This window comes from Bacillus sp. AFS041924 (genome assembly GCF_002577195.1).
GTDB lineage: Bacteria > Bacillota > Bacilli > Bacillales > Bacillaceae_G > Gottfriedia.
On the sequence record NZ_NULG01000111.1, the window covers coordinates 21,529 to 46,538 of the forward strand.

General features: G+C 33.3%; 30 protein-coding genes. 29 read left to right on the plus strand and 1 reads right to left on the minus strand.

The genetic code is table 11. The features are described 5' to 3' along the window. Positions 1-140 precede the first annotated feature (140 nt). The 12 genes from COC46_RS18585 (at position 141) to COC46_RS18640 (ending at position 9,742) form a co-directional block, all read left to right on the plus strand. Entirely contained in the window at positions 141-344 is a 204-nt protein-coding gene (locus tag COC46_RS18585) for an alpha/beta-type small acid-soluble spore protein (protein WP_098811403.1), read from the plus strand. Positions 345-505: 161 nt separating this feature from the next. Next, positions 506-955, plus strand: a complete 450-nt coding sequence (locus tag COC46_RS18590) for an RrF2 family transcriptional regulator (protein WP_098811404.1) — start codon at positions 506-508, stop codon at positions 953-955. A gap of 930 nt (positions 956-1,885) precedes the next feature. Then, positions 1,886-2,245: a DoxX family protein gene (locus COC46_RS18595; protein ID WP_098811405.1), complete on the plus strand. Its 360-nt coding sequence runs from the start codon at positions 1,886-1,888 to the stop codon at positions 2,243-2,245. Continuing rightward, positions 2,242-3,096: a VOC family protein gene (locus COC46_RS18600; RefSeq protein ID WP_098811406.1), complete on the plus strand. Its 855-nt coding sequence runs from the start codon at positions 2,242-2,244 to the stop codon at positions 3,094-3,096. Before COC46_RS18595 ends, COC46_RS18600 begins: the two co-directional genes overlap by 4 nt. Before the next feature lie 164 nt (positions 3,097-3,260). Beyond that, complete coding sequence (locus COC46_RS18605) at positions 3,261-4,088, plus strand: electron transfer flavoprotein subunit beta/FixA family protein (protein WP_098811407.1); 828 nt, start codon at positions 3,261-3,263, stop codon at positions 4,086-4,088. Further along, positions 4,089-5,129, plus strand: coding sequence for an electron transfer flavoprotein subunit alpha/FixB family protein (locus COC46_RS18610; RefSeq protein WP_098811408.1), 1,041 nt, complete (start codon positions 4,089-4,091; stop codon positions 5,127-5,129). Continuing rightward, positions 5,113-6,408, plus strand: coding sequence for an FAD-dependent oxidoreductase (locus tag COC46_RS18615; protein WP_098811409.1), 1,296 nt, complete (start codon positions 5,113-5,115; stop codon positions 6,406-6,408). Before COC46_RS18610 ends, COC46_RS18615 begins: the two co-directional genes overlap by 17 nt. Continuing rightward, entirely contained in the window at positions 6,409-6,705 is a 297-nt protein-coding gene (locus tag COC46_RS18620; protein ID WP_025568180.1) for a ferredoxin family protein, read from the plus strand. A 5-nt stretch (positions 6,706-6,710) separates the two neighbouring features. Next, complete coding sequence (locus tag COC46_RS18625) at positions 6,711-6,890, plus strand: tudor domain-containing protein (RefSeq protein ID WP_098811410.1); 180 nt, start codon at positions 6,711-6,713, stop codon at positions 6,888-6,890. A 271-nt stretch (positions 6,891-7,161) separates the two neighbouring features. Further along, positions 7,162-8,016: an SAM hydrolase/SAM-dependent halogenase family protein gene (locus tag COC46_RS18630; RefSeq protein ID WP_098811411.1), complete on the plus strand. Its 855-nt coding sequence runs from the start codon at positions 7,162-7,164 to the stop codon at positions 8,014-8,016. 374 nt (positions 8,017-8,390) lie between these two features. Then, a complete protein-coding gene (locus COC46_RS18635; protein WP_098811412.1) occupies positions 8,391-9,104 on the plus strand; it encodes a WxL domain-containing protein in 714 nt (237 codons plus the stop codon). 170 nt (positions 9,105-9,274) lie between these two features. Beyond that, complete coding sequence (locus tag COC46_RS18640; RefSeq protein WP_098811413.1) at positions 9,275-9,742, plus strand: RDD family protein; 468 nt, start codon at positions 9,275-9,277, stop codon at positions 9,740-9,742. Positions 9,743-10,203: 461 nt separating this feature from the next. On the opposite strand, the gene COC46_RS18645 is transcribed toward COC46_RS18640, so the two are convergent. Then, complete coding sequence (locus tag COC46_RS18645; RefSeq protein WP_098811414.1) at positions 10,204-10,515, minus strand: hypothetical protein; 312 nt, start codon at positions 10,513-10,515, stop codon at positions 10,204-10,206. Positions 10,516-10,686: 171 nt separating this feature from the next. Between COC46_RS18645 and COC46_RS18650 the strand changes: the two genes are divergently transcribed. The 17 genes from COC46_RS18650 to COC46_RS18735 all read left to right on the plus strand — a co-directional run bounded on the left by COC46_RS18650 (position 10,687) and on the right by COC46_RS18735 (position 24,847). Then, the gene (locus COC46_RS18650; RefSeq protein WP_098811415.1) at positions 10,687-11,298 is read left to right on the plus strand and encodes a sterol desaturase family protein; all 612 of its coding nucleotides are present in this window, start codon (positions 10,687-10,689) and stop codon (positions 11,296-11,298) included. Positions 11,299-11,590: 292 nt separating this feature from the next. After that, on the plus strand, positions 11,591-12,805 hold the full coding sequence (locus COC46_RS18655; RefSeq protein ID WP_098811416.1) for an SLC45 family MFS transporter: 1,215 nt from the start codon (positions 11,591-11,593) through the stop codon (positions 12,803-12,805). Between the two features lie 150 nt (positions 12,806-12,955). Next, positions 12,956-13,627 (plus strand): deoxyribose-phosphate aldolase, encoded by a 672-nt coding sequence (gene deoC / locus COC46_RS18660; protein ID WP_098811417.1) that lies wholly within the window; start codon positions 12,956-12,958, stop codon positions 13,625-13,627. Between the two features lie 162 nt (positions 13,628-13,789). Then, complete coding sequence (gene rpsU / locus COC46_RS18665) at positions 13,790-13,963, plus strand: 30S ribosomal protein S21 (protein ID WP_003152957.1); 174 nt, start codon at positions 13,790-13,792, stop codon at positions 13,961-13,963. 14 nt (positions 13,964-13,977) lie between these two features. Continuing rightward, positions 13,978-14,427, plus strand: a complete 450-nt coding sequence (locus COC46_RS18670; protein ID WP_069034181.1) for a GatB/YqeY domain-containing protein — start codon at positions 13,978-13,980, stop codon at positions 14,425-14,427. 834 nt (positions 14,428-15,261) lie between these two features. Beyond that, complete coding sequence (gene yqfC, locus COC46_RS18675) at positions 15,262-15,510, plus strand: sporulation protein YqfC (protein WP_088011443.1); 249 nt, start codon at positions 15,262-15,264, stop codon at positions 15,508-15,510. A 48-nt stretch (positions 15,511-15,558) separates the two neighbouring features. After that, positions 15,559-16,746 (plus strand): sporulation protein YqfD, encoded by a 1,188-nt coding sequence (yqfD, locus tag COC46_RS18680; protein WP_098811418.1) that lies wholly within the window; start codon positions 15,559-15,561, stop codon positions 16,744-16,746. A gap of 3 nt (positions 16,747-16,749) precedes the next feature. Beyond that, complete coding sequence (locus COC46_RS18685; RefSeq protein ID WP_098811419.1) at positions 16,750-17,712, plus strand: PhoH family protein; 963 nt, start codon at positions 16,750-16,752, stop codon at positions 17,710-17,712. A 75-nt stretch (positions 17,713-17,787) separates the two neighbouring features. After that, entirely contained in the window at positions 17,788-19,890 is a 2,103-nt protein-coding gene (locus COC46_RS18690) for an HD family phosphohydrolase (protein ID WP_098811420.1), read from the plus strand. 9 nt (positions 19,891-19,899) lie between these two features. After that, positions 19,900-20,376: an rRNA maturation RNase YbeY gene (ybeY, locus tag COC46_RS18695; RefSeq protein WP_098811421.1), complete on the plus strand. Its 477-nt coding sequence runs from the start codon at positions 19,900-19,902 to the stop codon at positions 20,374-20,376. Continuing rightward, positions 20,357-20,740 (plus strand): diacylglycerol kinase family protein, encoded by a 384-nt coding sequence (locus tag COC46_RS18700; RefSeq protein ID WP_098811422.1) that lies wholly within the window; start codon positions 20,357-20,359, stop codon positions 20,738-20,740. The genes ybeY and COC46_RS18700 overlap by 20 nt, the downstream gene beginning before the upstream one ends. Before the next feature lie 24 nt (positions 20,741-20,764). Continuing rightward, complete coding sequence (locus COC46_RS18705) at positions 20,765-21,163, plus strand: cytidine deaminase (RefSeq protein WP_098811423.1); 399 nt, start codon at positions 20,765-20,767, stop codon at positions 21,161-21,163. Next, the gene (gene era, locus COC46_RS18710) at positions 21,156-22,064 is read left to right on the plus strand and encodes a GTPase Era (protein WP_098811424.1); all 909 of its coding nucleotides are present in this window, start codon (positions 21,156-21,158) and stop codon (positions 22,062-22,064) included. The genes COC46_RS18705 and era overlap by 8 nt, the downstream gene beginning before the upstream one ends. Before the next feature lie 257 nt (positions 22,065-22,321). Beyond that, positions 22,322-22,465, plus strand: a complete 144-nt coding sequence (locus tag COC46_RS18720; protein ID WP_098811426.1) for a YqzL family protein — start codon at positions 22,322-22,324, stop codon at positions 22,463-22,465. 27 nt (positions 22,466-22,492) lie between these two features. Then, a complete protein-coding gene (recO, locus tag COC46_RS18725; RefSeq protein ID WP_098811427.1) occupies positions 22,493-23,278 on the plus strand; it encodes a DNA repair protein RecO in 786 nt (261 codons plus the stop codon). A gap of 97 nt (positions 23,279-23,375) precedes the next feature. Next, positions 23,376-24,014 carry a transcriptional regulator CcpN gene (ccpN, locus tag COC46_RS18730; RefSeq protein WP_098811428.1) on the plus strand — a complete coding sequence of 213 codons (639 nt, stop codon included), beginning with the start codon at positions 23,376-23,378 and terminating at the stop codon, positions 24,012-24,014. A gap of 20 nt (positions 24,015-24,034) precedes the next feature. Then, positions 24,035-24,847, plus strand: coding sequence for a pyruvate, water dikinase regulatory protein (locus COC46_RS18735; RefSeq protein WP_098811429.1), 813 nt, complete (start codon positions 24,035-24,037; stop codon positions 24,845-24,847). The last annotated feature ends 163 nt before the right edge of the window (positions 24,848-25,010 follow it).

Below are 25,010 nucleotides of genomic sequence, written 5' to 3' on the forward strand. Positions count from 1 at the left end.
CCTACATTTGGAAACAAGAAGTACTTTTGGTAAAAAGAAAAAAATTTGTAAATAAATGTATAGAATAAAATTTTGGAATCATACTATCTTTAATCTGATAAACAACATCAGAGCATCCAAAAGACAAAGGAGTCGACAACATGGCAAACAGAAGATCTTCAAATCAATATGCTTCACAAAATGCAAATTCAGCAATTGAGCAAATGAAGTTCGAAATAGCTTCTGAATTTGGAGTGCACTTAGGACCAGACACAACTTCACGCGCTAACGGTTCAGTTGGTGGTGAAATTACTAAGCGTCTAGTTCAAATGGCAGAACAAAGCCTAGGCGGATATGCTCGTTAAATAAAAAATGAGGATGGAAAGTAAACTTTCTATCCTTTTTTTATTGCATAACAATCCAACAAACGTATTAACTCCTACTATTAAAACGAGACAGAAACTACTATATACTTGCAAGGTATAGATAAACAGGAGATAATAATGTCACTGGATGGTGATAAAAAATGTCAAGCTGTAAAAATTCCGTAACACCTAAGTGGTTCGGATTTGCTATTCAGGCATTAGTTTTACTAGCAACAACAGAAGGGGTTACACCAAGTAAAGCAATCGCAAAACATATTCGATCAGGTGTTTCATTTATGAGAAGAATAATGGCTCCTCTCGTAAAAGAAAAAATTGTAGAAGCAAGAGAAGGTCGAGATGGCGGCTATTTATTAGTTAAGTCACCTGAGGAAATCACCCTAAAACAGGTCTATATTGCACTACAAATGACAGAACCTCTATCAAGTGCACTAATAGAATCCACATCTGACTGTACTAGTGGACGTGTAATGAACAATGTATTTTCAGATTTTGCAATTGAAGCAGAAGAACACTTACTTGGTTTTTTATGTAACTATACTTTGGCTGATTTTGTAAGACGTGCCAATCATAAAACAATCGAATCACTTTAAAAATATCGTACATGAGGATGTACGGTATTTTTATTTAATTGGGTGTGAAGGGACTGTAGAGATCACAATGGCCATCGCCATCGCAATTAAAATCGAGAAATCGCAATTAATAGTGTTCATCGCAAATAAAATAGTCGAATCACAAAAAAATAAGGATATCGCAATTAAATTTGACGTATCGCAATTAAAATATGGGTATCGCAATTAAATTTGACGTATCGCAATTAAAATTTGATAATAGCAATTAAAATTGTGCAATCGCAATTACATATTGAGAATAGCAAATAAAAATTGCAAAATCGCAAATAAAGGATGAAAAGACAAGAAATTGTTAGAAAACATTATATTTTTTTATTGGTAGAAAAGGTTTTGATCTGATCAATTGAAAAAGTAGGTGAAAAGCGTTCATTTTTGATAAAAAAGCTTCTTTTTTTGATTGTTTAATTGGTACTCTCATTAGTGAGTAGGGGGACGTGTAAATAAAATAGCCAAATCTGCAATTAGAACAACTGATTCAAATAATAGCCATTCGACATAACAAACTTATAAAAAATCACTAGAATTTCAACTAAACTACTAATTACTTTATAAACCACTTCAACTCATTATTATCTCCAATAAAATAGACCAATTTAACCAACTAAAAAATGAAAATAAACAAAATCAAAAAATGCACTTGTAATAAGAACAGTTATCGAATATACTGTACTTAAATAAGTGACTTACAAAAAGTAACCAACGAATATCACACTATTTTTTTAAACATTATAGTTTTTAAGTTAACAGTTAATCTATACTGGTTGTTTTTATTTCAGTCATTATTTCTAAATTTAACTGTTCTCTTACTAAGTTCAGTCATGGAATTTAAGTTTAACTGCGCTCAAATTAAGTTCAGTAAAATGAAAGTATCAAAAAAGGAGAGATTTTTAAATGAAATGGTTTACCCGAATTATTCAAGGAGTCTTAATTATTGCATTCGCAATGTCTGGGTTTGTGAAATTAAGTGGAAATACTCAGATGTTGCATGATTTTAAAGAGGTTTATGGTTATTCAAAAGGTATGATGTTTACGATTGGTACATTTGAGGTGTTAGGTGCGATTGGTTTATTAGTTGGTTATTGGAAGACGTTTGTAGGTAAGCTTGCTTCTGTTGGATTAGTCATTATTATGGTAGGTGCCGTATTTACTCATTTACATGCAGGTCAAGGCATGAGTGTTGCAATGGCTCCATTAATTCTGTTAGTGTTAACATTAATTGTACTATTTTCAAGAGGAGGTAAATTAAAATGAATTTTCATCAAAAGCCACAAGTTTATGCTCCTACGGTTGAATTGAAAGTTGCAAACTTAGAACGTTCGTTAGCATTTTATCAAGATGTCATTGGTTTAAAAGTATTGGAGCATTCAACAACATCTGCTAGTTTAACAGCTGATGGTGTAAATGTTTTAATTAAATTAGAGCAGCCAGATAATGTTACGCCAAGAAATGAACGAAATACTGGATTGTATCATTTTGCTTTATTAGTACCTACTAGAAAGGATTTAGGTATTGTTCTTAAGCATCTTATTGAAACTAGAAATCCACTACAGGGAGGTTCAGATCATTTAGTAAGTGAAGCGATCTATTTAGCGGACCCAGATATGAATGGTATAGAGATTTATTCTGACCGTCCATCAGATAATTGGCAATGGCATAATGAGTATGTCGTTATGGATAGTAAACGTTTAGATGTAGAGGGATTATTAGCTCTAGCTGAGAATGAGTCTTTTACAGGATTGCCAAAAGGAACAATTATGGGGCATATCCATTTACAAGTTTCTGATTTAGTTAATACAGAGAAGTTTTATTGTGAAGGGCTAGGGTTTGATGTTGTAACGAAATACGGTAGCCAAGCATTATTTATAGCTACTGGACGTTATCATCATCACATCGGTTTAAATACTTGGCATAGTGCAGGTGGTTCTGCGGCAAGTGAAAGCAGTGCAGGATTAAAGAATTTTACACTGTTATATCCAAGCGAAGAAGAAAAATTGAAGGTAGTCAAACGATTAAAGGATATGGGAGCAACAGTATTTATCGAAAATGGAACTACGTTTACAAAGGATCCTTCAGGTATAACAATTCAACTATTAGTTGGTTAAGGAATTAATCATTTAATTGAGAGGCATTTTCAACAGTTTATCTGTTGTGAATGTCTCTTTTTTTCGTTTCTTTCTATCATATTTTTTCGATAAAAATAATATATTTGAACAACATGTACATTTACTAACTATGGGTGATGGGAAGAAAAAAGGAGAGTGAAACAGTGTTACATATCGTGGTTTGTATAAAACAAGTGCCAGATACGAAGATCATTAAGATGAATCCTAAAACAAATACGATGGACCGTGCAAGTGCACCGGCAATTTTAAATCCATACGATGCTCATGCTGTAGAGGAAGCTGTTCGAATTAAGCATAAATATGGAGGAACAGTTTCGGTTATTACGATGGGACCACCACCTGCTGTAAAAGCCATTCGAAAATGTATTGAAATAGGTGCTGATGAAGGGTATATGATTTCAGATCGTGCATTTGCTGGAGCAGACACTTTAGCAACAAGCTATGCATTAACAAAAGCGATTGAGAAAATAGGACAAATTCAAGCGGTTGATTTAATCATTTGTGGAAAGATGACAATTGACGGTGATACTGGACAAGTTGGACCAGGGATAGCTCGTCGATTAGATATTCCGCCATTAACCTCCGTTAAGAAGGTTGATGAAATTAATAAAGATGACGGGTATGCAATTGTACATCGAAAAATTGAAGATGGACATGAAGTGATAAAAACGACTTTACCTTGTTTATTTGCAGTTGAAAAAGAAATAAATGAAGTTCCTTATTCATCACTTCCAAATTTGATAAAGGCTGCAAGGTATAATCCAACTATTTGGGCAGTGAAGGATTTAGAAAATATTGATATTAAGCAATTAGGTTTAAAAGGTTCCCCGACTATTGTATCCAAAGTATGGGCACCTCCAAAAGCTAAAGGTGGTACGCTCTTCGAAGGAACTTCACTAGAAAAAGTAAACGAACTGATGAAAATTTTAAATGAGAAGAAAGAATTATTCACAGTGAAAGGAGGGGTATAAGTGGATTTCTCGGAGTATAAAGGTATTTGGGTATTTATTGAAGAGAACGATAAAGTCATAGCTCCAGTATCGCTTGAACTGCTTGGTGCTGGAAAAGAATTAGCGGAAAAACGTGGATGCGAACTAGCAGGATTATTAATTGGTGAAAATGTGAAATCATTGGCTCCTACTTTATTTGAATACGGTGCTGATATCGTTTATGTATATGATGATCCAATTTTTAAGGATTATCGAACAGAATCCTTTATGAAAGCGGTACTTGAATGCTGTAATAAATATAAGCCCGAAATCTTATTATATGGTGCAACTTCGAAAGGAAAGGATTTAGCTAGTGCGGTAGCAACCGACTTACCTACTGGTTTAACTGCGGATACAACCGTATTAGATGTTGAAGAAGATACTGGACTATTATTAGCAAGTCGACCTGCATTTGGTGGAAATATTATGGCAACGATTCTGTGTAAGAAATATAGACCTCAAATGGCTACAGTTCGTCCGAAGGTAATGAAAGCGCTCACCCCCACTCCTTTAGCTGAAGGAGTTGTAATCGAAGAGGAAATTGATTTAAGAGAAGAAGATATTCGAACAAAAGTATTAGAAATTGTACGTGCAACAACTAAGAAAGTTCGCATTGACGAAGCAGATATTATCGTGGCGGGCGGTAAAGGGTTGGGTAGTAAAGAGGGGTTTCAATTGATCCATATGTTTGCAGAGTCAATTGGAGCGGCTGTTGGTGCAAGTCGTGATGTAGTAGAAGCTGGCTGGGTTGAGCATCACCATCAAGTAGGTCAAACAGGTTTGACGGTTACACCTAAAATTTATTTTGCAATTGGGATATCTGGCGCAATACAACATATAGTTGGAATGCAAAACTCAGGTCTCATTATTGCGATAAATAAAGATCCGAATGCGGCAATTTTTCAATCTTGTCATTACGGCATCGTAGGAGACGCATTTGAAATTGTACCAATGCTGATTAACCAATTCCAAGAAAGTTTTTCTTTAAAGGAGGAAAATCACGATCATGCCGGAAAAATTTGATGTAATTGTCGTTGGAGCAGGCCCAGCAGGAATTTCATGTGCATATGAGCTCGCAAAAAATGGTGTTAATGTTGTCCTTATTGAAAGAGGAGAGTATCCTGGCTCAAAAAATGTTATGGGTGGCGTATTGTATCGTAAAATGATGGAGGACGTTATACCTGAGTTTTGGAAGGATGCTCCAATTGAGCGAGTAATTGTAGAACAACGAGTTATGATGCTTGATAAACAATCGGCTACAACCATTGGTTATAAAGGACTTGAATTTGCTGAAGAACCTTATAATAATTTTACTGTTCTTCGCTCAAAGTTTGATCAATGGTTCGCTCAAAAAGCAGTTGAACAAGGTGCACTATTAATCAATGAAACTGTAGTACTTGAATGTATTGTTGAAAACGATGTTGTAGTAGGTGTAAGGACGGATCGACCAGATGGTGATTTATATGCCGATGTAGTTGTATTGGCTGATGGGGTAAATTCACTTTTAGGAAAATCTTTAGGTTTCCATAAAGAATGGAGACCAGATGAGGTCGCTTTAGCTACAATGGAAATTTTAAAGCTAGATAGTAAAATTATTCAAGATCGTTTTGGGCTTGAAGGTAATCAAGGTGTAGCAATCGAGCTATTCGGGGACGCGACTAAAGGCATAGTTGGTACAGGATTTTTATATACAAATAAAGATTCTCTTAGTATTGGGGTCGGTACGTTATTATCAGGAATGATTGAAAATAAACTAAAACCATATGATTTACTTGAATATGTTAAAAATCACCCAATGATTAGACCGTATATTCAAGGGAGTGAGCCACAAGAATATCTTGCACATTTAATTCCTGAAGGTGGTTACAAATCGATTCCAAAATTAGTAGGAAATGGAGTTTTGGTAGTTGGTGATGCAGCGCAACTAGTAAATGCAATTCATCGCGAAGGTTCAAATATGGCAATGACTTCTGGACGACTTGCAGCGGAAACGATTATCGAAGCAAAAGCACTAGATAACTATTCTGATGTCGTTTTAAAATCGTATGCTGATAAATTACTAAATAGTTTCGTAGGACAGGATTTGAAAAAATATAAAGATGCAACTCACCATTTTGAAAAATTCCCTCAATATTTCGAGCAATATATTCCACTATTAAACAAGTCTGCAAGCCAAATGTTTACTGTTGATGGCAAATCTAAATGGGAAAAACAAAAGAATATTATGAGCAATATAGGAGGAGCTAAAGCTAAGCTGAAGCTTGCGAAAGATGTATATAAAGCATGGAAGGTGATGAAATAAATGAGTGAGACAAAAAAAGAAAGTACAATCGAAGAAAAACAATATCTCGTTCGCTTTAATGCTGATACAAAATCGCACTTAACTGTACTAGATTCCGATATTTGTATGACAAAATGTCCAGATAAAATCTGTACAATTTTCTGTCCGGCAGAGGTTTACAAGTGGGAAAATATTCGAATGCATGTTGGATACGAAGGATGTCACGAATGTGGAAGCTGTAGAATAGGCTGTCCTCATCAGAATATTAAATGGGAATATCCGAAAGGTGGGCACGGAATTATCTTCAGATTGGGGTGAAACGAATGTTCTCGATAGGCAACTATGTTATATTTAGCTTAGATGGTGCTGTGGGAACGGTTATGGAAACGAAAGACAACCAATGCTTAGTAGTTTGGGAGGATCGAGTTTGCAGTTGGGCGAGTTTCGACCTTCTAAAGAAAATTAGTTGCGCAGAGTTAATTCAAATTTTCACTCCAAAATGATTTACCTTAATTGAATGAATCGATCGTAAAAATAAAAAAACGTATAAAATATGTAAGACTATTAAAAGATATAGTATCTAAAAACTATATCTTTTTTATTTTGAAGTGAAAGAATTTGAATTTACTAAAAACCTACAATCCAAACATAATGATTGGAGAAAAGTAAACGTATAAATAAGTACAATATATAAAATTAGAATAATATTATTGACTAAAGAATAGATTGAATTTATATTTAATTTTAAATATTCAATTAATTAGGGGTGTTTAGATGGGGAATGCATTAGTGTTTCAGTCAGATTTTGGATTACTAGATGGAGCAGTTAGCGCTATGTATGGTGTTTCTTGTAGCGTAAATCAAGATATAAAGATTTACGACTTGACCCATGATATACCTCAATACAATATTTGGGAAGCTTCTTACCGACTTGTGCAAACAATGAATTACTGGCCAATCGGAACAGTATTTGTTTCAGTTGTAGATCCAGGCGTTGGCTCAGATCGTAGAAGTATTGTGGCCCGTACAAACACGAACCACTTCATTATTACACCAGATAATGGAACATTAACACATGTTGGCAAAATATATGGAATTAACCAAATAAGAGTGATTGATGAAGAAATTAATAGACTACCAAATTCAAGTGAATCTTATACTTTCCATGGAAGGGATATATTTGCCTTTACAGGTGCAAGATTGGCTTCTGGTAAAATTGATTTCGAAAATATAGGACCAGAGGTAGATTCAAATTCTTACATACAACTACCAAATAAAGAATGCTATAGCGAAAACAATTCGATAACTGGAACAATTGACATACTTGATGTTCGTTACGGTAGCATTTGGACGAATATTGGTCGTACAGATTTTCTTAAACAAGGCATTTCACATGGGGACTTAGTAGAAGTACAGATCACGCAACAAGGAAGAAAAGTTTACAAAGAAGCTGTAAAATATGGAAAATCATTTGCTGATGTAGCAATTGGTGAACCAATTCTATATGTAAACAGTCTGGATCAAATGGCTGTTGCAGTAAATCAGGGGTCATTTACAAATGAATATGGAATTGATACAGGTTTAGAATGGGAAATAAAGCTTAAGAGCTTAGGTGCAGGGAAAGAGTAAAAGTTGAAAATGTCGTTTTTTGTTCCATACTTTTTTAGTAATTTTAAATAAAATTTTAACTTAGGAGTTTACTTATATTAAAGTGGACTTCTTTTTTTGTGTTGAAAATAACTCCTTAAATGAATGCGTTTGAACTAATAATTGAATTTATTAGTATAGTATTTCACGAAAAATTCACTTTTAGCTCTGTAAATTCTACTGATTTAAGGGGATTTGTAAAATGAAAAGTAAAATTTTAGTGAATGTTTTCACAATCTATTCACAGACAATCGTAATTTTGTTTACTATAATTGTCTTTAACTTCAAGAAAGATGCCTAGTTCTTTTTAGTGACATCTTTTTTATGAAGAATTTTTTAAAAGGGGCTTAGATTAAATGAAGGTTTCAAAAATTGTAGCTGTTGGAGTTTTAAGTATCGCATCATTTGTCGGAGCAGCAAACTCAGCACTTGCAGCTGTTACGTCTCAAGCAGATTCAAAAGTAGGTGTAAATTTTACACCTGGTTCTGGTCCGGTAACACCGGTAGATCCTACTGATCCACAAAATCCACTTGAGCCAACAGGACCTACAGATCCAACAGATCCACCAACAGGTGAGACAGGTCCATTAACTTTAGACTATGTTTCTTCAGTTCAGTTTGGTTCGCAAGAGATTTCAAGTACCGATCAAATTTATGCATCTATATCTAAAAAGCCATTTATACAAGTGTCAGATCGGCGAGGTACTGGTGGTGGCTGGAAAGTAACAGCAAAAGCTAGTAAGTTTAATAACGGTGAAAGTGAATCGCTACTGGGCGCAGTTGTTACGTTTAAAAATGGATCAGTCGTGACACCAGGTGGGGGGACCAATCCAACACCAATTCAAACAATAACGTTAAATACAGATGGAACAACTGAATCAGCAGTTGTCACAGCAGAAAATGGATCAGGACTTGGAACTTGGATAACAAGATGGTTAGGCCCAACTCCAGATGTTGATGATGGTGAATTAAATAATAATGTAACGTTAAAAATTCCTGGTGGGTCAGCAACAGTTGGTAATCATGAAGCAACAATTACTTGGACGCTTGTTGATGCACCTGGAGCATAATTAAATCTACATTTAGTTGATGACTATTAGCCTGGTAGAAGTATATTAAAAAATCTACTTTTTATCAGGCTTTTTTCTATTTTCTAATTATAAATTAATGAATTAATCTATAAGTTTGTTTAAAAATTCCGTATAATTTATCATTATAGAAAAATAAAGGTGGAGATTTATTGGAATCATATTCTGCATTAGCAAGTAGATCAAGTAGGTTTTTAGCTTTTTTAGTTGATGGATTTATTAGTTTTCTAGCTATATTTGCCATTTCCTTAATTTCTGGAATTGCAAAGTTTTCAACATATTTTGATCCCAATAGAGTTAACGATTTTGATATGGGGTCATCTACAATATCAATTATTTGCGTAATTATTTTTTATATTTTGATTCCTACATATGTTTGGAAAGGACAAACGATTGGTAAGCGTTGGCTAAAAATTGCAGTCATTAAGACCGATGATCAAGAAGTAAATTTAATAACAATGTTTATTAGAGAAATTATTGCACTTTTAGGATACATAAAAATACCATTCCTTTATTATATTGTAGGATTTGTTGCACTTGCTGATCCATTTTTTATTTTTTCAGCAACACGTAGAACATTACATGATCGAATGGCTAAAACAAAAGTAATTGATGTCTAATGTGAAAAGGAAGCTCCAAAGAGCTTTCTTTTTTTATGTGTTAAATAGAAAGCAGTCTATAGTAAAAACTTAGTCCAAGTGCACATAATTGGTTATTGAAGATAAGGTTGGAATTTTTGATGATCTATTAATAATTTTAGGATTTTAGTTCTTAATTGGTGTTAAGCTATGTAATAAATTGTTGATTAACTCTAGTAAAGGTTATTAAAATAAGTTTTTATTTTATACCTTTTTTATTGATTAAGTTGATTGTAATGGAAGGGTCCTCGACTCCTATGGGAAATGCGGGAAGGCTCAATACCCCGCAGGAACGAGGAGGCTTAGGTCTCGTCCCATGGAAAGTGAGCATCCTGTAATGGAAATCAACCTCATAGGGCTCCTTTACGAAAATTTGATTATTAATTAACAAGATTATTTTTCGCCAACGTAATAAAAAAGAAAGCTACGATGAGCTTTCATTTTTATTTTAATATTTTCATTTGACGTATATGTGAACGAGTTTCCTCAGTCCCTAATTCATAAATCATTGCATACGCTTGTTTTAAAAAATAGTCATAACCATCGTTGTTTTCTTGGCTCCAGTTTGTAATCGGAATGATGAACGCTGTCTGAATAGCTGTTGCTTCATCGTAACTGTCAATTTGATGGAAAATTCTTTCAAGTCTATGTTTTTCATCAATCGTTGCATCGATTTCTAACTCATATGGTGCGTCCCCTTGATTTGGAACAATCGTTTTTGCTTGAACTGATACATAATATCTCCTTTTTTCCATAAAAAATCTCCCTTTTTCAAATTTTTGGTTATCGTTTTTATTATCTTCAGTGACCAGTGCTTTATTCAAAATTAATATTAGGTACGAATGTAAGCGAAGAGGAATTTCATAAATAATATTGAATTATAAATTTGATATTACGATAATGTGTTATTGATAAAGGGGGATTTTATGAAAGGGCTATATCGAGATTTTTTTCTGCATTTTGATATTATTGTGATGGGAGTACTTTTTTTAGTTGGAATTATTTATAGTATAGGTTTTCATTTTTTATGGTTAACTTGTTTAATTTTCATTATAGGTTTAATCTTTTTTATGTTTAGTGAATATGTAACTCATCGTTTTATTTTCCATATAAAGGCACCAAAAAATAAACTTTTTCTTAAATTTATGAAAAGAATACATTATGATCATCATACTTATCCAGATGATTTGAAGTTATTATTTTTACCAATCTGGTATAGTATTCCGAATCTAGGAACACTTTGTATTATTTTCTTTTTGATAACAAGAGATTTAATTCAAACAATCGCTTTTGGTTCAGGGTTAGTATTGATGTTACTTGTGTACGAATGGAAGCATTATGTAGCTCATCGACCGATAAAACCAAAAACGAAAATCGGACAAGAAATTAAAAAGCTTCATATATTACATCATTTTAAAAATGAGAACTATTGGTATGGTGTATCAACGCCTATTTTTGATGGTATTTTTGGTACGTTGAAAGACGAGAAAGAAGTAGTAACTAGTAAAACGGCGAAGGCTTTAGAAGAACGAATGTAAAATGTTAGTAATATCTTATTTGAATCATTGTGTTGGCATTATAGCCGTGTGAACGATTTTATGTTAAAAAAAGATAAAAGAAAATGCCTAGTTAACGCTAGGTTTTTTTATGTCCATTTCTGTTTTTTTTAATGGGTTTACTCAATAAATTAATATTTTATAAAAATTGAAAAAAGGGTAAATATTTGATTAATCCGGCTACTATACTGTGAATAAGGGGGGATGATTTTGTCATTGAATCGAACTCATATAAAGTATGTCTGTAGTTGGATTGTAGAATCGAGTAATTTAAATGGATAAACTTAATTACAAAAAAATTATGCTACTTGGCTTTGGTTTTTTTGCGATTAGTCTAACATGGTCTGTTTATAATGCATTTATGCCAAAACTTTTAAGTGATTATTTAAAGTCATCTGCGTTAATAGGATTTATTATGACATTTGATAATTATTTTGCATTATTTTTACAACCAGCCGTTGGAATGTATAGTGATCGTTTAAACACGCGTTTTGGTAGAAGAATGCCATTTTTAATGATCGGTATGCCTCTTGCAGCATTATTTACATTTTTAATTCCACTGCATCAAACGCTATTCATGTTAATCTTCTTTATCGTCTTTATGAATTTAAGTATGAGTGTATTCCGATCGCCAGTTATCGCACTAATGCCCGATTTAACAAGAGTTGAACAAAGAAGTAAAGCGAATAGTATAATTAATTTTATGGGCGGTATTGGTGCTTTAATTGCTTTTTTTATTGGATCAATTCTGTGGGATATAAATAAGGGATTTCCTTTTTACTTAGCTGGATTACTAATGTTAGTAAGTTTTTTAATTCTCTTTTATTTCATTAAAGAAAAACGAGATGTACTAAATTACGAGCAAGCTGAAGAAAAGGTTCAACTAAGAGAGGGATTCCGTTCTGCCATTCAGAATAAAAGTGCATTATTTCTATTGTTAGCAATTCTTAGCTGGTTTATCGGCTTTAATGGAATTGAAACTTTTTTTACCCGTTATGGAGAAGTTTACTTAGGTGTAAAAGTTAGTGCAGCAGCGTTTTCATTTGCATTTATTTCATTGGCATTTTTAATATTTGCAATTCCTGCAGGGTTTATCGGTACAAAAATTGGAAAGAAACGTAGCATTTTAATCGGTATTTCAGGCATAATAATCGGATTTATTGTTTTATTTTTCTTGAAGGATTTATTTGCTATACGAATGGTCTTTTTGATAATGGGATGCTTATGGGCATTAGTAAATATTAATTCATATCCATTTTTAGCTGAGATGGCACCTATTGGGTTTATTGGAACATATACAGGACTATATTATTTATTTTCTTCGATAGCCAATATCATTTCTCCACCATTATTAGGAGTAATTATCGATTTAATCGGATTTAAGTATATGTTCTTATATGGTTTTTTCTTTATCACAGTTTCTTTTTTCATGATGCTTAAAGTAAATGATCATCATACAGTCGAAAAAAATTCAAATGCATCAATTTAATATGATGCTTTGAATTTTTTTTTGATCGTTAGTAATTTTACTCTTAAGATTCTATTTCACATAAATAAAAATGAAATAACAAATACTAATAAAAGCTGATATTTCAGTGACTTTTAAGATGAAATAAACTTTAGTTAGGAGCATTACAAAATGACAACTAATATCAATAAATTGATTGATCATACAGTACTAAAGCCTGAAACAACTAAATCTCAAATTGAAAAATTATGTCAAGAAGCAAAGAATCATAATTTTGCTTCGGTTTGTGTGAATCCAACTTGGGTAAGTCATTGTGCAAGTTTGTTAAAAGGTACAGAAGTCTTAGTTTGTACAGTTATTGGATTTCCTTTAGGAGCTAATACAAAAGAAACGAAAGCTTTTGAAACAAAGAATGCAATCGATAATGGAGCCGGGGAAGTTGATATGGTAATCAATATCGGAGCTTTAAAAGATAAGGATTATGATACAGTAGAGCAAGATATTGCAGCAGTTGTTGATGCCGCAAATGGCAAAGCATTAGTTAAAGTAATTATTGAAACAAGTCTTTTGTCTAATGAAGAAAAAGAAATGGCTTCAAAGCTTTCTGTTAAAGCAGGAGCAGATTTTGTAAAAACATCGACAGGATTTTCAACTGGTGGTGCTACAGTAGAAGACGTAGCATTAATGAGAAAAACGGTTGGTCCTGATATTGGGGTGAAAGCTTCAGGTGGTGTGCGTGATATCGCAAGCGTAAATGAAATGGTTAAAGCAGGGGCAACTCGAATTGGTACAAGTAATGGAATTACGATTGTCCAAGGAAATGTAGCAACTGAAGGCTATTGATTCTTCTTTAAGACTAAAGGGTGTTAAGTTTCAAACTTGACATTTACCTGTTGACCTATCAATAGTTTATGTATTATAATCGTAAAAGACATGTGGAAAAGTGTTCTTTTTTGCAGTGTTTTATTGATTGTAAGTGGTAGCTTGGAGGGAGGGAAAAGTAAGATGTCTAAAACAGTCGTTCGTAAAAACGAATCTTTAGAAGATGCTCTTCGTCGTTTTAAACGTTCAGTTTCTAAAACTGGTACGCTTCAAGAAGCAAGAAAACGCGAATTTTATGAAAAGCCAAGTGTAAAACGTAAGAAAAAATCAGAGGCAGCGAGAAAACGTAAATTCTAAGAGAGGGTGTTACTATGAGTCTTCTCGAACGTTTGAATTCAGATATGAAACAAGCGATGAAGGAAAAAAACAAAGACAAGTTAGCCGTTATCCGAATGGTGAAAGCATCATTACAAAATGAAGTAATTAGCTTAGGGAATAATGTGACATTGTCAGCTGATCAAGAGTTAACAATTTTAACTCGTGAAGTGAAACAACGTAAAGACTCCCTCCTGGAATTCGAAAAAGCTGGTCGTCAAGACCTTGTGGATAAATTAAAGCAAGAGTTACTGATTCTAAAAGAATACTTGCCTCAACAATTATCTGAAGAGGAACTTCTTGAAATTGTACGTGTTACAATTTCAGAAGTCGGTGCTACATCAAAAGCTGACATGGGGAAAGTAATGAGTGCAGTTATGCCTAAAGTAAAAGGACAAGCTGATGGCTCTTCTGTGAATAAGGCTGTAGCAAGTCTGTTAAAATAAACGTCTATTTTAGACGTTTATTTTTTTTGTGGAACCGTTTTAAGTTCAGGTGATGGGGGATTGTGAGAATTGGAAATAAAATTAGAGAATCTCAAATAAAATTCAGGTTCGCAATTAAATTTTGTAAATCACAAATAAAATCTGATAATCGCAATTAAAAATGGTGAATCGCAATTAAAAATCCAGAATCGCAAATAAAATCTGATAATCACAATTAAAAATGATGAATCGCAAATAAAATTCTAGAATCACAATTAATATAGATGAAATCGCAAATAAAGTTAAGAAAATATAATTTATTGCTTCGTTTCATCATGATTTAAAGTTATATGAGCTGAAAAACGGATCGTTTCTTTGTAAAATTGAGCAATATTAGTAAAAATTGGCTCGATTAATGGTTAGACGTGCATAGATTGAGCTCTTGATACAAGTAAACTAGTATAGAGCGCAAATATTCCAATTGAAGCTGCAAATAAACTTACAAGTGCTAATAACTCGCTCATTACCCACGATATTCCCCAACACCTCGTATACTTAATTAGCTATTTTCCTTTAAATAAAGATTAATCAAGCTTCAAACCGAATTCTAAAGTCCCCAAATCGTGAGTATACTTCTACGACATTAGGCAACGCCCGTGTTTTCCGTCCTATCTAATGCTCAGATTGCATGATCCTATTTCATAGAGCCACTCAATTTCATTTCGAAATTATTCATCTTAAATTTCCATTACCTTTTTCTTTTTGTATCATACCTTCTCAAAATCCATCATAAATATGATATGAAAGGGGGAGGAGTCTATCTTGAAAAGATTAGCGCATAATTTAAAAACATGGATGTCAAGTAAGATGGACTTACCACCAGATGTACTTTTAGAATTGCCGCGTATTACGATGTTAGGTCAACTACATATTTATATTGAAAACCATAGAGGGTTACTTGTGTATTCGGACAATGAATTGCGTTTGTTGATGAAGCAGGGGCAGTTGTTGATAAAGGGTAAGGACTTTGTATTGAAGACGATGTTGCCAGAAGAGATTTTGTTAGAAGGCGAAATTGAGCATGTGTATTTTATTAATGAATAACATCTAGAGCTTACACCATGATCAGTCTAATGAACATGGGGGATTAGGATGAAAAACCAATGGACTTCAAATCTTACTGGGATGGTTCAAGTAAAAGTGATGGGGCTTGGACCAGAACGTTTTTTAAATGATTGTATTCGAAAAGGGATTCCACTGCGAGATGTGAAAAAAACTGGAACAAATTCGATTACTTTTACGATTGAGTTAAAAGATTATAAACGGATCAAGAGTATTCCTCGGAAAAAGGAATATAGGGTTTTTTTTATTGGAAGGAAGGGTCTGCCTTTTGAAGTTAAACGAGCATGGAAGTATTTTGGGTTTGTTGTTGGTGTTGTTGGATTTTTAGTCGTTTTATTTTTACTTTCAAATATGGTTTGGAGAATTGATATAAAGGGTGCCTCTCCAGAAGTTGAGTATAAACTCCGGAAGGATTTAACTACGATGGGAGTAAAGACTGGCGCGTCTCAGTTTACGTTACCAAAAATGCAAACGATCCAGAAAAAGCTTCAAGATGAGAATCCTACGTTGACATGGGTTGGAGTGCAGTTAAATGGGACTACCTTTCATTTTGAGGTAGTTGAGAAACATTTGCCGAAGCCTGAGAAGTTGTTAAGACCAAGACATATTATTGCTAGAGAAGAAGCTGTTATTTCAAGTATGTTTGTAGAGAAGGGAAAACCTCTTGTAGTAAAGAATGACTTCGTCCGAAAAGGACAAATATTAGTTTCAGGGATAATTGGAACAGAAGAGCATCCTATTTTAGTTCCAGCGGTAGGGAAAATTATGGGTGAAGTTTGGAGAGAGGAAATCGTTAGTGTTCCTTTAAATACTTCATTTACTGTGCTTACGGGTGAAAAGAAAACAAGATTTTATATTGGTTCAAAGGAAAATAAAATAAAATTTTGGGGATTTGATAAAAATAAATATAAATCTTTTGAAAATGAAAGTAGTTCGTATCAATTTAAATTTTTAAAATGGAAATTGCCGATATTTTTCACTAAAAAAACTATATTGGAAAGTGAAAATGTTGTTAGGACATACTCTAAAGAGCAGGCTGCTGAGCTTGGTAAGGAAATTGGAAAGAAGGAGTTAATGAAAAAGTTAAGTCCGAATGCCAAGATTTTACAAGAAAAAGTTTTGCACGAGTCATTAGACAATGGTAAAGTTAATTTAAGAATGTATTATAAAGTTTTGGAAGATATTACAAAAACGAAAACTATTGTTCAAGGGGACTGAGTAATGCCAGATCAACTACTAACGATTAATCAACAACTAGAGGATCCAAACGAAGCAATTGCCTTATTTGGTACAAACGATAAACATCTAGAAATAATTGAAAATTTGCTTGATGTTAAGATTGTGTCACGTGGACAGTCTGTACAAGTTTCAGGTACGAATGAAAATGTGAAAATTGTTGAGCAAATTATTGACTCTCTTTTAGAGGTTATTCGAAATGGAGTGAGTATTACATCTCGGGATGTGACATACTCAATTCAGATGGCTAATGAAGGACGGCTATCATCATTTGCTAGGTTGTATGACGAAGAAATTATTAAAAATTCAAAAGGAAAACCGATTCGGGTAAAGACTTTTGGACAAAGACATTATCTTCGTGCTATTCAATCAAATGATTTAGTATTTGGAATTGGACCTGCTGGTACAGGTAAAACATATCTGGCAGTAGTCATGGCTGTTCAAGCATTAAAAAATAATAAAGTAAGCAAAATTATTTTAACAAGGCCTGCTGTGGAAGCTGGAGAAAGTTTAGGATTTTTACCTGGTGATTTAAAAGAAAAGGTTGACCCATATTTAAGACCGCTTTATGATGCTCTACACGATGTTTTAGGTCAAGAACATACTGTTCGTCTAATTGAAAGAGGAACGATTGAAATTGCACCTTTAGCTTATATGAGGGGACGTACTTTAGAAGATGCTTTTGTCATTTTGGATGAAGCCCAAAATACGACGATGGCTCAAATGAAGATGTTTTTAACCCGTTTAGGATTCGGTTCTAAAATGGTTATAACAGGTGACCCTTCTCAGATTGATTTACCTAAAGGAGTAAAGTCTGGATTAGTATCAGCTCAACATACACTAAAAGGTGTTGAGGGCATTGGTATGACGATCTTAGAACAAACCGATGTAGTCCGTCATCCATTAGTACAAAAGATTATTCAAGCTTACGATTTAGTAAAAGAATGATTCGTAGTGACCCTACAATAAGATAGGGTCATTTCGTATTTATATGATGAGGTGCATTTCTAGAAAGGGGAAACAATGAATAGTTTGCAAGCTTTAATTCAACGCTTTAAGAATCAAACTCTTGTCATATTACTATGTACCATTGCATTAGGCTTAATAAGTTTTCTTCTTCTAATTAGTCATGTTAGACCGGTAAAATACGACATTCAGCTGTTATCAATCGCTAATGATAATATTTATTCTCCAATCACGATTGAGGATAAAGGTGCAACCGCTAAGAAACGACAAGAGGCTGAAGCAAGAGTAGAGGATGTATATAAATATGAAGTGGGTTATACACAAATTCGAATTGATGTAGTCAATTCAATATTTGATATTGTTGCAGAAGTAAAAAGCAAATATGCAAAAAATGATGATCTAACTGAACAAGAATTAATTGATAAAGAGGTTAGTGAAGTTAAGAAGAAACTGCCTGAGGATGTTCGCAAAAATTTTGATGACGTCGTATTTCGCGCTTTAATAAAATCTTCAGAAGAACAAATAAATATCTCAAAAGCTTCGTTAAATACGGCCATTAATAATGTGATGTCTGAGGAAATTACAAATAATCAGATTGAGGAATCTCGTGGGAAGTTAAGAAATGAATTATCATATGTAAGCGTTAATTCTTCACTAAAGGATGCGATGATCTCAATTGGCGAATTTGCAATCATTCCAAACTACTTTTTTGATGCAGAAGAGACAAAAGAGAGAAAGCGTTTAGAAAGTGAAAGTGTTGACAGCGTTTATATTTTACAAGGACAAGTACTAGTAAAGGCTGGAGAAACAATTACCAAGGAAAAATACGATCAATTAAAAATGGTTGGTTTAATAAAAAATAAAATATCAATTCAACCATATATTGGGTTAGTTTTATTAATTGGTGTATTGACTTTCTTTTTATTGAAACAAACTGCCACTTTAAAAGAAAAAGGAAATGTTCATATTGTGGCATATTATAGTATTGTTATTTTTACGATTTTAATTTTAAAGATTGTAAGCTTGTTTCAAAAAGTTGAGTTCTCAGGCCTTGTATATGTTGCGCCAGTTGCAATAGGAACTTTATTAATTAAGTTTTTATTAGGTAATCGATATTTGATGGTTTCATCAATTATTTTCTCTATTTGCGGAAGTCTAATGTTTAATGAAGATGTAAACGGAGCAATAAACTATTCGACTGGTATATATATTTTATTTAGCTCTATCGCTGTTTTATTTTTAGATGAAGTTAAAAATAAGCGTTCTATGATACTTCATGCTGGGTTTTTGATTTCAATTGTTAATATTGCAACCTTATTTTCATTGATTTTAATTCGAAATGGTCAATATTCATCAGTTGAAATAGGGATCTATTTATTAATGGGTCTAACTTCGGGAGTTTTATCAAGTGTCATTACTATGGGAATTTTACCTTTTGTTGAAGATTCGTTTGGTATGGTGTCTTCGTTTAAACTTGTTGAGTTAGGAAGTCCAAATCATCCTTTATTAAGAAAGATTTTATTAGAGGCTCCAGGTACATATCATCATAGTATTATGGTTGCGAACTTAGCTGAAGGTGCATGTGAAGCAATCGGAGCAAATGGCTTACTTGCAAGAGTAGGTGCATATTATCATGATATCGGTAAAACAAGTAATCCGGGGTTCTTTATTGAAAATCAAATGGGTGGGCATAATCCACATGATCGTATTAAACCGATTCAAAGTAAAGATATTATTTTAAGGCATGTAAGTGATGGAGTAAAAATACTAAAAAAATATAATATGCCAAAAGATATAATTGATATTGCAGCGGAACATCATGGGACAACTTTATTAAAGTTTTTTTATTACAAAGAAAAAGAAACGAATCCTGATCTAAAGGAAAGTGACTTTAGATATCCAGGTCCTAAAGCACATTCGAAGGAATCTGCAATTGTAGGAATTGCTGATAGTGTCGAGGCAGCAGTTCGCTCATTAAAAGACCCTGATATGGAAAAAATCGAGGTATTAGTTTCTTCAATCATGCATGATCGTTTGAATGATGGTCAATTTTCAATGTGTGAATTAAATTTAAAAGAATTATACATTGTTGAGAAATCATTGTGTGAGACTTTAAAAGGGACTTTTCATTCAAGAATACAGTATCCAGACGAAAGATAAGGTGATTTAATGGTTCAATTAGAAATTGATTTTATAGATGAAACAAATGAAGTAACTGAGGAACAACAATCTGATTTAAAAGGTTTACTAGAGTGTGCACTTGAATATGAAGGTGTAACGGGTGAGGTTGAAATAGCTATTTCATTTGTAGATGATGAAAGAATTCATGAAATTAATAAAGAGTACCGTGATAAAGATCGTGCTACTGATGTTATTTCTTTTCCTATGGAAGAATTAGGTGAGGGTGAAATTGAAATCGTTGGAGTTGACTTACCACGTACTTTAGGGGATATTGTTATTTCAATCCCTACTACTAAAATTCAAGCAAAAGAGTATGGTCACTCCTTCCGTCGTGAATTAGGATTTTTAGCGGTTCACGGATGCTTACATTTACTAGGTTATGACCATATGAATGAAGCCGATGAGAAAGTAATGTTTACAAAACAAAAGGAAATATTAGAAAAATATGGCCTTGAAAGACTCTAAAAAAAGAGCGCCATTAGTTAATTCTTTTGGTTTTGCATTTAGTGGAATTTTTAAAGTCATAAAAGAAGAAAGGAATATAAAAATCCACTTATTTGCTGCACTGATTTCAATCGGCCTTGCATTTTATTTACATATTAGTCGAATTGATTGGCTAATACTTTTGCTTATAATCACATTTGTCATTTCTCTTGAGCTTGTAAATTCTTCAATTGAAGCAGTTGTAGACTTAGCATCACCTAGTAAACATCCCTTAGCAAAAAGAGCTAAGGATGTAGCAGCAGGTGCAGTATTAGTCGCAGCGATTGCATCAATCATTATTGGTGCTTTGCTATTTTTTCCGTATTTTACTATACTACGTAAATAAGACCCATATTAGGAGGCTGCATATATGGATAAACAAGAACTGATAAATCAAGCAATAGAAGCTAGAGTAAATGCCTATGTACCATATTCGAAATTTCAAGTAGGTGCAGCATTGCTTTCAAAGGATGGTCAAGTTATTCGTGGTTGTAACATCGAAAATGCATCATATGGTCTTACGAATTGTGCAGAGCGAACTGCAGTATTTAAAGCATATTCAGACGGTATTACGGAGTTTACAGCAGTAGCAGTTGTCGCTGATACGGATGGACCAGTTGCACCTTGTGGAGCTTGTCGTCAAGTTTTATTTGAACTTTGTGGTCCAAATACAGTAGTATATTTATCGAATTTAAATGGAGCAATCCAAGAAACAACAGTAAAAGAATTATTGCCAGGAGCATTTACATCGGAGGATTTGAATGAATAAAGAAAGTTATAAATCAGGTTTTGTCTCAATTATAGGTAGACCAAATGTAGGGAAAAGTACATTTCTTAATCGTGTTATTGGTCAAAAAATCGCTATAATGAGTGATAAGCCTCAAACAACTCGTAATAAAATTCAAGGCGTTTTTACAGAAGATGATGCACAAATTATCTTTATTGATACGCCGGGTATCCATAAGCCAAAACACAAACTTGGTGATTTCATGGTAAAGGTAGCTCAAGATTCAATTAAAGATGTTGATGCTACATTATTTATGGTAAATGCCAACGAAGGATTTGGTCGTGGAGATGAATTTATTATTGAGAAGCTGCAAGGAAGTCGCAGCCCAGTCATTTTAGTCATTAATAAAATTGATACAATTCATCCTGATGAGTTATTCGATTTAATTAATAAATATAAAGACTTATACCATTTCGCTGAAATTGTACCAATCTCAGCATTGCAAGGGAATAATGTCGACCGATTATTAAAAGTTATAAAAACTTATTTACCAGAAGGTCCACAATATTATCCAGCCAATCAAGTAACAGATCATCCTGAAAGATTTATCATTTCAGAATTGGTTAGAGAAAAAGTATTGCATTTAACTAGAGAAGAGGTTCCGCATTCAATTGCAGTAATTATTGAGCAAATTGAAAGACGACCAGAAGGAAATGCAATCTATGTAAACGCAACGATTGTCGTAGAAAGATCATCACAAAAAGGAATCATTATCGGTAAACAAGGAAGCATGTTAAAAGAGGTTGGCAAACGTGCTAGGTTAGATATAGAGAACTTACTTGATACTAAGGTATTCCTAGAATTATGGGTCAAGGTTCAAAAAGATTGGCGAAACCGCATGTCTCAATTAAGAGATTTAGGTTTCCGTGAGGATGAATATTAAGACTGAAAGATTAATGTGTGTCATGATTTTGAAACAATGGCCAAGAACTGCCTTGCATTTTAATCTTCATTTAGCAGCGATTAAAAAAGATTTAAAACATATTTTTTTTGATTTTGCAAGCTTTTTATTTCTAATTTTTATAAATTTTATACACATGAAAACCGGGAGAGAAGGTCACATTATAAGTAAGCAGGGAAAGTAATTGGCTATAGGTAATGAGCAATGAGTTGTAGCTATTCTTGAAAGGTGGTTTCTCAATGTTGAATTTTACCTGGGATGTCTTTTCTAAAACTGGAAATGTTGAGACATATTTATTGTTTAAGAAGCTTGAACAAGAACATACGGATCAGAAAAGTTACATTGATGAAGAAATAGCTGATATTGATTCCCTACATACTTAACCTTCATCCAATTGGATGGTGAGTTAATTGTTACAGCGTGTAGAAGGAATTGTATTAAGGGCAAACGCTTATGGAGAATCAAATGTTATCATTACTCTCTTAACAAGAGAATTAGGTAAGATAGGAGTTGTGGCAAGGGGGGCAAAGAAGACAAATAGTCGACTTGCCTCTGTGACACAACTCTTTACATATGGGTCGTTTTTAATTCAAAAAGGATCTGGTTTAGGTACATTAAGTCAAGGAGAACTCATTGATTCATTTCGTGAATTAAGAGGAGATTTAGTTGCAACTGCGTATGCTTCGATTGTTGTAGAGCTGACAGATAAAGCGGTGGATGAGAAAAAGAATAATCCATACTTGTTTGAATTGGTTCTCCAATTGCTACAGCATATGAATGAGGGAGCAGATGCTGAAGTTTTGACTTATTTATTTATGACGAAAATGATTCCTGTTTTAGGATATCACCCGTTCTTTGATCAATGTGTAAATTGTAGATGTAGTGCAAATGAAAATATATTTGTTGCCTTTTCTGTAAAAGATGGTGGCTTTTTATGCCAACGTTGTAAGCATACTGATCCGTATGCGTTTTCTGTTACTGAAAAGTCGGTAAAATTAATGAGGTTATTTTATCACTTTGATGTAAATCGACTTGGCAAAATTGAAGTTAGTGAAGCTACGAAGAAAATCTTACAACAAATTTTATTTTCTTATTATGATGAATATAGTGGTATCTATTTAAAGTCACGAAAATTTTTAGAGCAATTAAAAGTTATGGATAATTTTCTGAAAACAAATAAAAAATCAGAAACCTGAAGAAGGAAATAGGCTACCTATTTCCTTCTTTCTTTTTTAAATTGTAAAAATAGTATATAATATTTATTAGAGAGTATAACATATTGGATAGTTAGGGGTGAGGGAAATCGAACTGACAAAAAGACAAACTCAAATACTTGAAATTGTTAAAATCAATGGACCAATTACAGGTGAACATATTGCTGATAAGCTAGCTCTTACTAGAGCTACGCTTCGCCCGGATTTAGCTATTCTTACAATGACTGGTTTTTTAGAAGCAAGACCACGAGTAGGATATTATTACACAGGAAGAACAAGCGGTGCACAGGTCATTGACAGAATTAAAAAATTGACCGTAAAGGAATTTCAGGCGATTCCTGTAGTAGTAGATCGTAGTTCATCAGTGTACGACGCTATTGTGACGATGTTTCTTGAAGATGTAGGAACATTATTTGTTGTGGACCAAAATTCGGTTTTAACAGGAGTGCTTTCAAGAAAAGATCTACTCCGTGCAAGTATAGGAAATAAAGATTTGCATACATTACCTGTAGATATTATTATGACGAGGATGCCAAACATTACAATTTGCTATAAAGATGATACAATTTATAGTGTAGCTAAGAGTTTAATTGAAAAACAAATTGATGCTGTCCCTGTTGTTCGTGAAAGTGAGCATGGACTTGAGGTAATTGGTCGATTTACAAAAACAAATTTTACTCGTGCGATTGTAGACTTAATGAACAATGATATGTTTTAGTAAAGTTAAGAGGTGAACATATGGGCAATTCAATCGTTTATGTTGTATCAGATTCTGTAGGTGAAACAGCAGAGCATGTCGTAAAGGCGGCTATTAGTCAATTTCATCAAAAATTCGAAATTAGACGTGTACCATACGTTGAAGATAACGCAACATTAATTGAAATCGTTCAAGTAGCAAAAGAAAATAATGGTATTATTGTATTTACGTTAGTTAAACCTGATATGAGGAAGAAATTGTTAAATGAAGCGCAAAGTGCTGGTGTAATCGTTTATGACTTAATTGGTCCATTAATCGATAAAATTTCAACAACTCATAATCTTGAACCTAGAAATGAACCTGGAGTTGTTCGTAAGCTAGATGAAGATTATTTCCAACGTATCGAAGCAATTGAATTTGCAGTTAAATATGATGATGGAAGAGACCCAAGAGGGATTGAAAAGGCAGATATTGTATTGATTGGTGTGTCTAGAACATCAAAGACACCTTTATCACAATACCTTGCTCATAAAGGTTTTAAAGTAGCTAACGTGCCTTTAGTGCCAGAAGTTGATCCACCAGAGCAACTATTTAAAGTTCCTAAAGAAAAGTGCATTGGCTTAATGATTTCTCCTGAAAAATTAAATCATATTCGAAAAGAAAGATTAATTTCGTTAGGACTTCATGATGGTGCTAGTTATGCTAATATTACAAGGATTGAAGAAGAACTAAAGCATTTCAATAATGTTGTTGAACAAATTGGATGTAAAGTTGTGGATGTTTCAAGTAAGGCTGTAGAAGAATCAGCTAATGTTATTTTAAATTTTTATTACCAAAGTAAACAGATTAGATAATTTTTTGTTACTTGAAATGGTAATCGACTAACACATTAGATTAATCTAATGTGTTTTCATCTTTTTTTAAAGAAATTCATTAAAACATTAATTTAGAAAAAGGCTCTGTTAAAAAAGAATGTTGATTTTCCATTCCAGGTACTTCGCTTGAGGCCACTGAAAA

What these genes read in the sequence shown, in the direction of transcription:
- COC46_RS18585 (WP_098811403.1), top strand. Translation starts at nt 141, where the DNA reads ATGGCAAACAGAAGATCTTCAAATCAATATGCTTCACAAAATGCAAAT.
- COC46_RS18590 (WP_098811404.1), top strand. Translation starts at nt 506, where the DNA reads ATGTCAAGCTGTAAAAATTCCGTAACACCTAAGTGGTTCGGATTTGCT.
- COC46_RS18595 (WP_098811405.1), top strand. Translation starts at nt 1,886, where the DNA reads ATGAAATGGTTTACCCGAATTATTCAAGGAGTCTTAATTATTGCATTC.
- COC46_RS18600 (WP_098811406.1), top strand. Translation starts at nt 2,242, where the DNA reads ATGAATTTTCATCAAAAGCCACAAGTTTATGCTCCTACGGTTGAATTG.
- COC46_RS18615 (WP_098811409.1), top strand. Translation starts at nt 5,113, where the DNA reads ATGCCGGAAAAATTTGATGTAATTGTCGTTGGAGCAGGCCCAGCAGGA.
- COC46_RS18620 (WP_025568180.1), top strand. Translation starts at nt 6,409, where the DNA reads ATGAGTGAGACAAAAAAAGAAAGTACAATCGAAGAAAAACAATATCTC.
- COC46_RS18625 (WP_098811410.1), top strand. Translation starts at nt 6,711, where the DNA reads ATGTTCTCGATAGGCAACTATGTTATATTTAGCTTAGATGGTGCTGTG.
- COC46_RS18630 (WP_098811411.1), top strand. Translation starts at nt 7,162, where the DNA reads ATGGGGAATGCATTAGTGTTTCAGTCAGATTTTGGATTACTAGATGGA.
- COC46_RS18635 (WP_098811412.1), top strand. Translation starts at nt 8,391, where the DNA reads ATGAAGGTTTCAAAAATTGTAGCTGTTGGAGTTTTAAGTATCGCATCA.
- COC46_RS18645 (WP_098811414.1), bottom strand. Translation starts at nt 10,515, where the DNA reads ATGGAAAAAAGGAGATATTATGTATCAGTTCAAGCAAAAACGATTGTT.
- COC46_RS18650 (WP_098811415.1), top strand. Translation starts at nt 10,687, where the DNA reads ATGAAAGGGCTATATCGAGATTTTTTTCTGCATTTTGATATTATTGTG.
- COC46_RS18655 (WP_098811416.1), top strand. Translation starts at nt 11,591, where the DNA reads ATGGATAAACTTAATTACAAAAAAATTATGCTACTTGGCTTTGGTTTT.
- deoC (WP_098811417.1), top strand. Translation starts at nt 12,956, where the DNA reads ATGACAACTAATATCAATAAATTGATTGATCATACAGTACTAAAGCCT.
- rpsU (WP_003152957.1), top strand. Translation starts at nt 13,790, where the DNA reads ATGTCTAAAACAGTCGTTCGTAAAAACGAATCTTTAGAAGATGCTCTT.
- COC46_RS18670 (WP_069034181.1), top strand. Translation starts at nt 13,978, where the DNA reads ATGAGTCTTCTCGAACGTTTGAATTCAGATATGAAACAAGCGATGAAG.
- yqfC (WP_088011443.1), top strand. Translation starts at nt 15,262, where the DNA reads ATGTCAAGTAAGATGGACTTACCACCAGATGTACTTTTAGAATTGCCG.
- yqfD (WP_098811418.1), top strand. Translation starts at nt 15,559, where the DNA reads ATGAAAAACCAATGGACTTCAAATCTTACTGGGATGGTTCAAGTAAAA.
- COC46_RS18685 (WP_098811419.1), top strand. Translation starts at nt 16,750, where the DNA reads ATGCCAGATCAACTACTAACGATTAATCAACAACTAGAGGATCCAAAC.
- COC46_RS18690 (WP_098811420.1), top strand. Translation starts at nt 17,788, where the DNA reads ATGAATAGTTTGCAAGCTTTAATTCAACGCTTTAAGAATCAAACTCTT.
- ybeY (WP_098811421.1), top strand. Translation starts at nt 19,900, where the DNA reads ATGGTTCAATTAGAAATTGATTTTATAGATGAAACAAATGAAGTAACT.
- COC46_RS18700 (WP_098811422.1), top strand. Translation starts at nt 20,357, where the DNA reads ATGGCCTTGAAAGACTCTAAAAAAAGAGCGCCATTAGTTAATTCTTTT.
- COC46_RS18705 (WP_098811423.1), top strand. Translation starts at nt 20,765, where the DNA reads ATGGATAAACAAGAACTGATAAATCAAGCAATAGAAGCTAGAGTAAAT.
- era (WP_098811424.1), top strand. Translation starts at nt 21,156, where the DNA reads ATGAATAAAGAAAGTTATAAATCAGGTTTTGTCTCAATTATAGGTAGA.
- COC46_RS18720 (WP_098811426.1), top strand. Translation starts at nt 22,322, where the DNA reads ATGTTGAATTTTACCTGGGATGTCTTTTCTAAAACTGGAAATGTTGAG.
- COC46_RS18735 (WP_098811429.1), top strand. Translation starts at nt 24,035, where the DNA reads ATGGGCAATTCAATCGTTTATGTTGTATCAGATTCTGTAGGTGAAACA.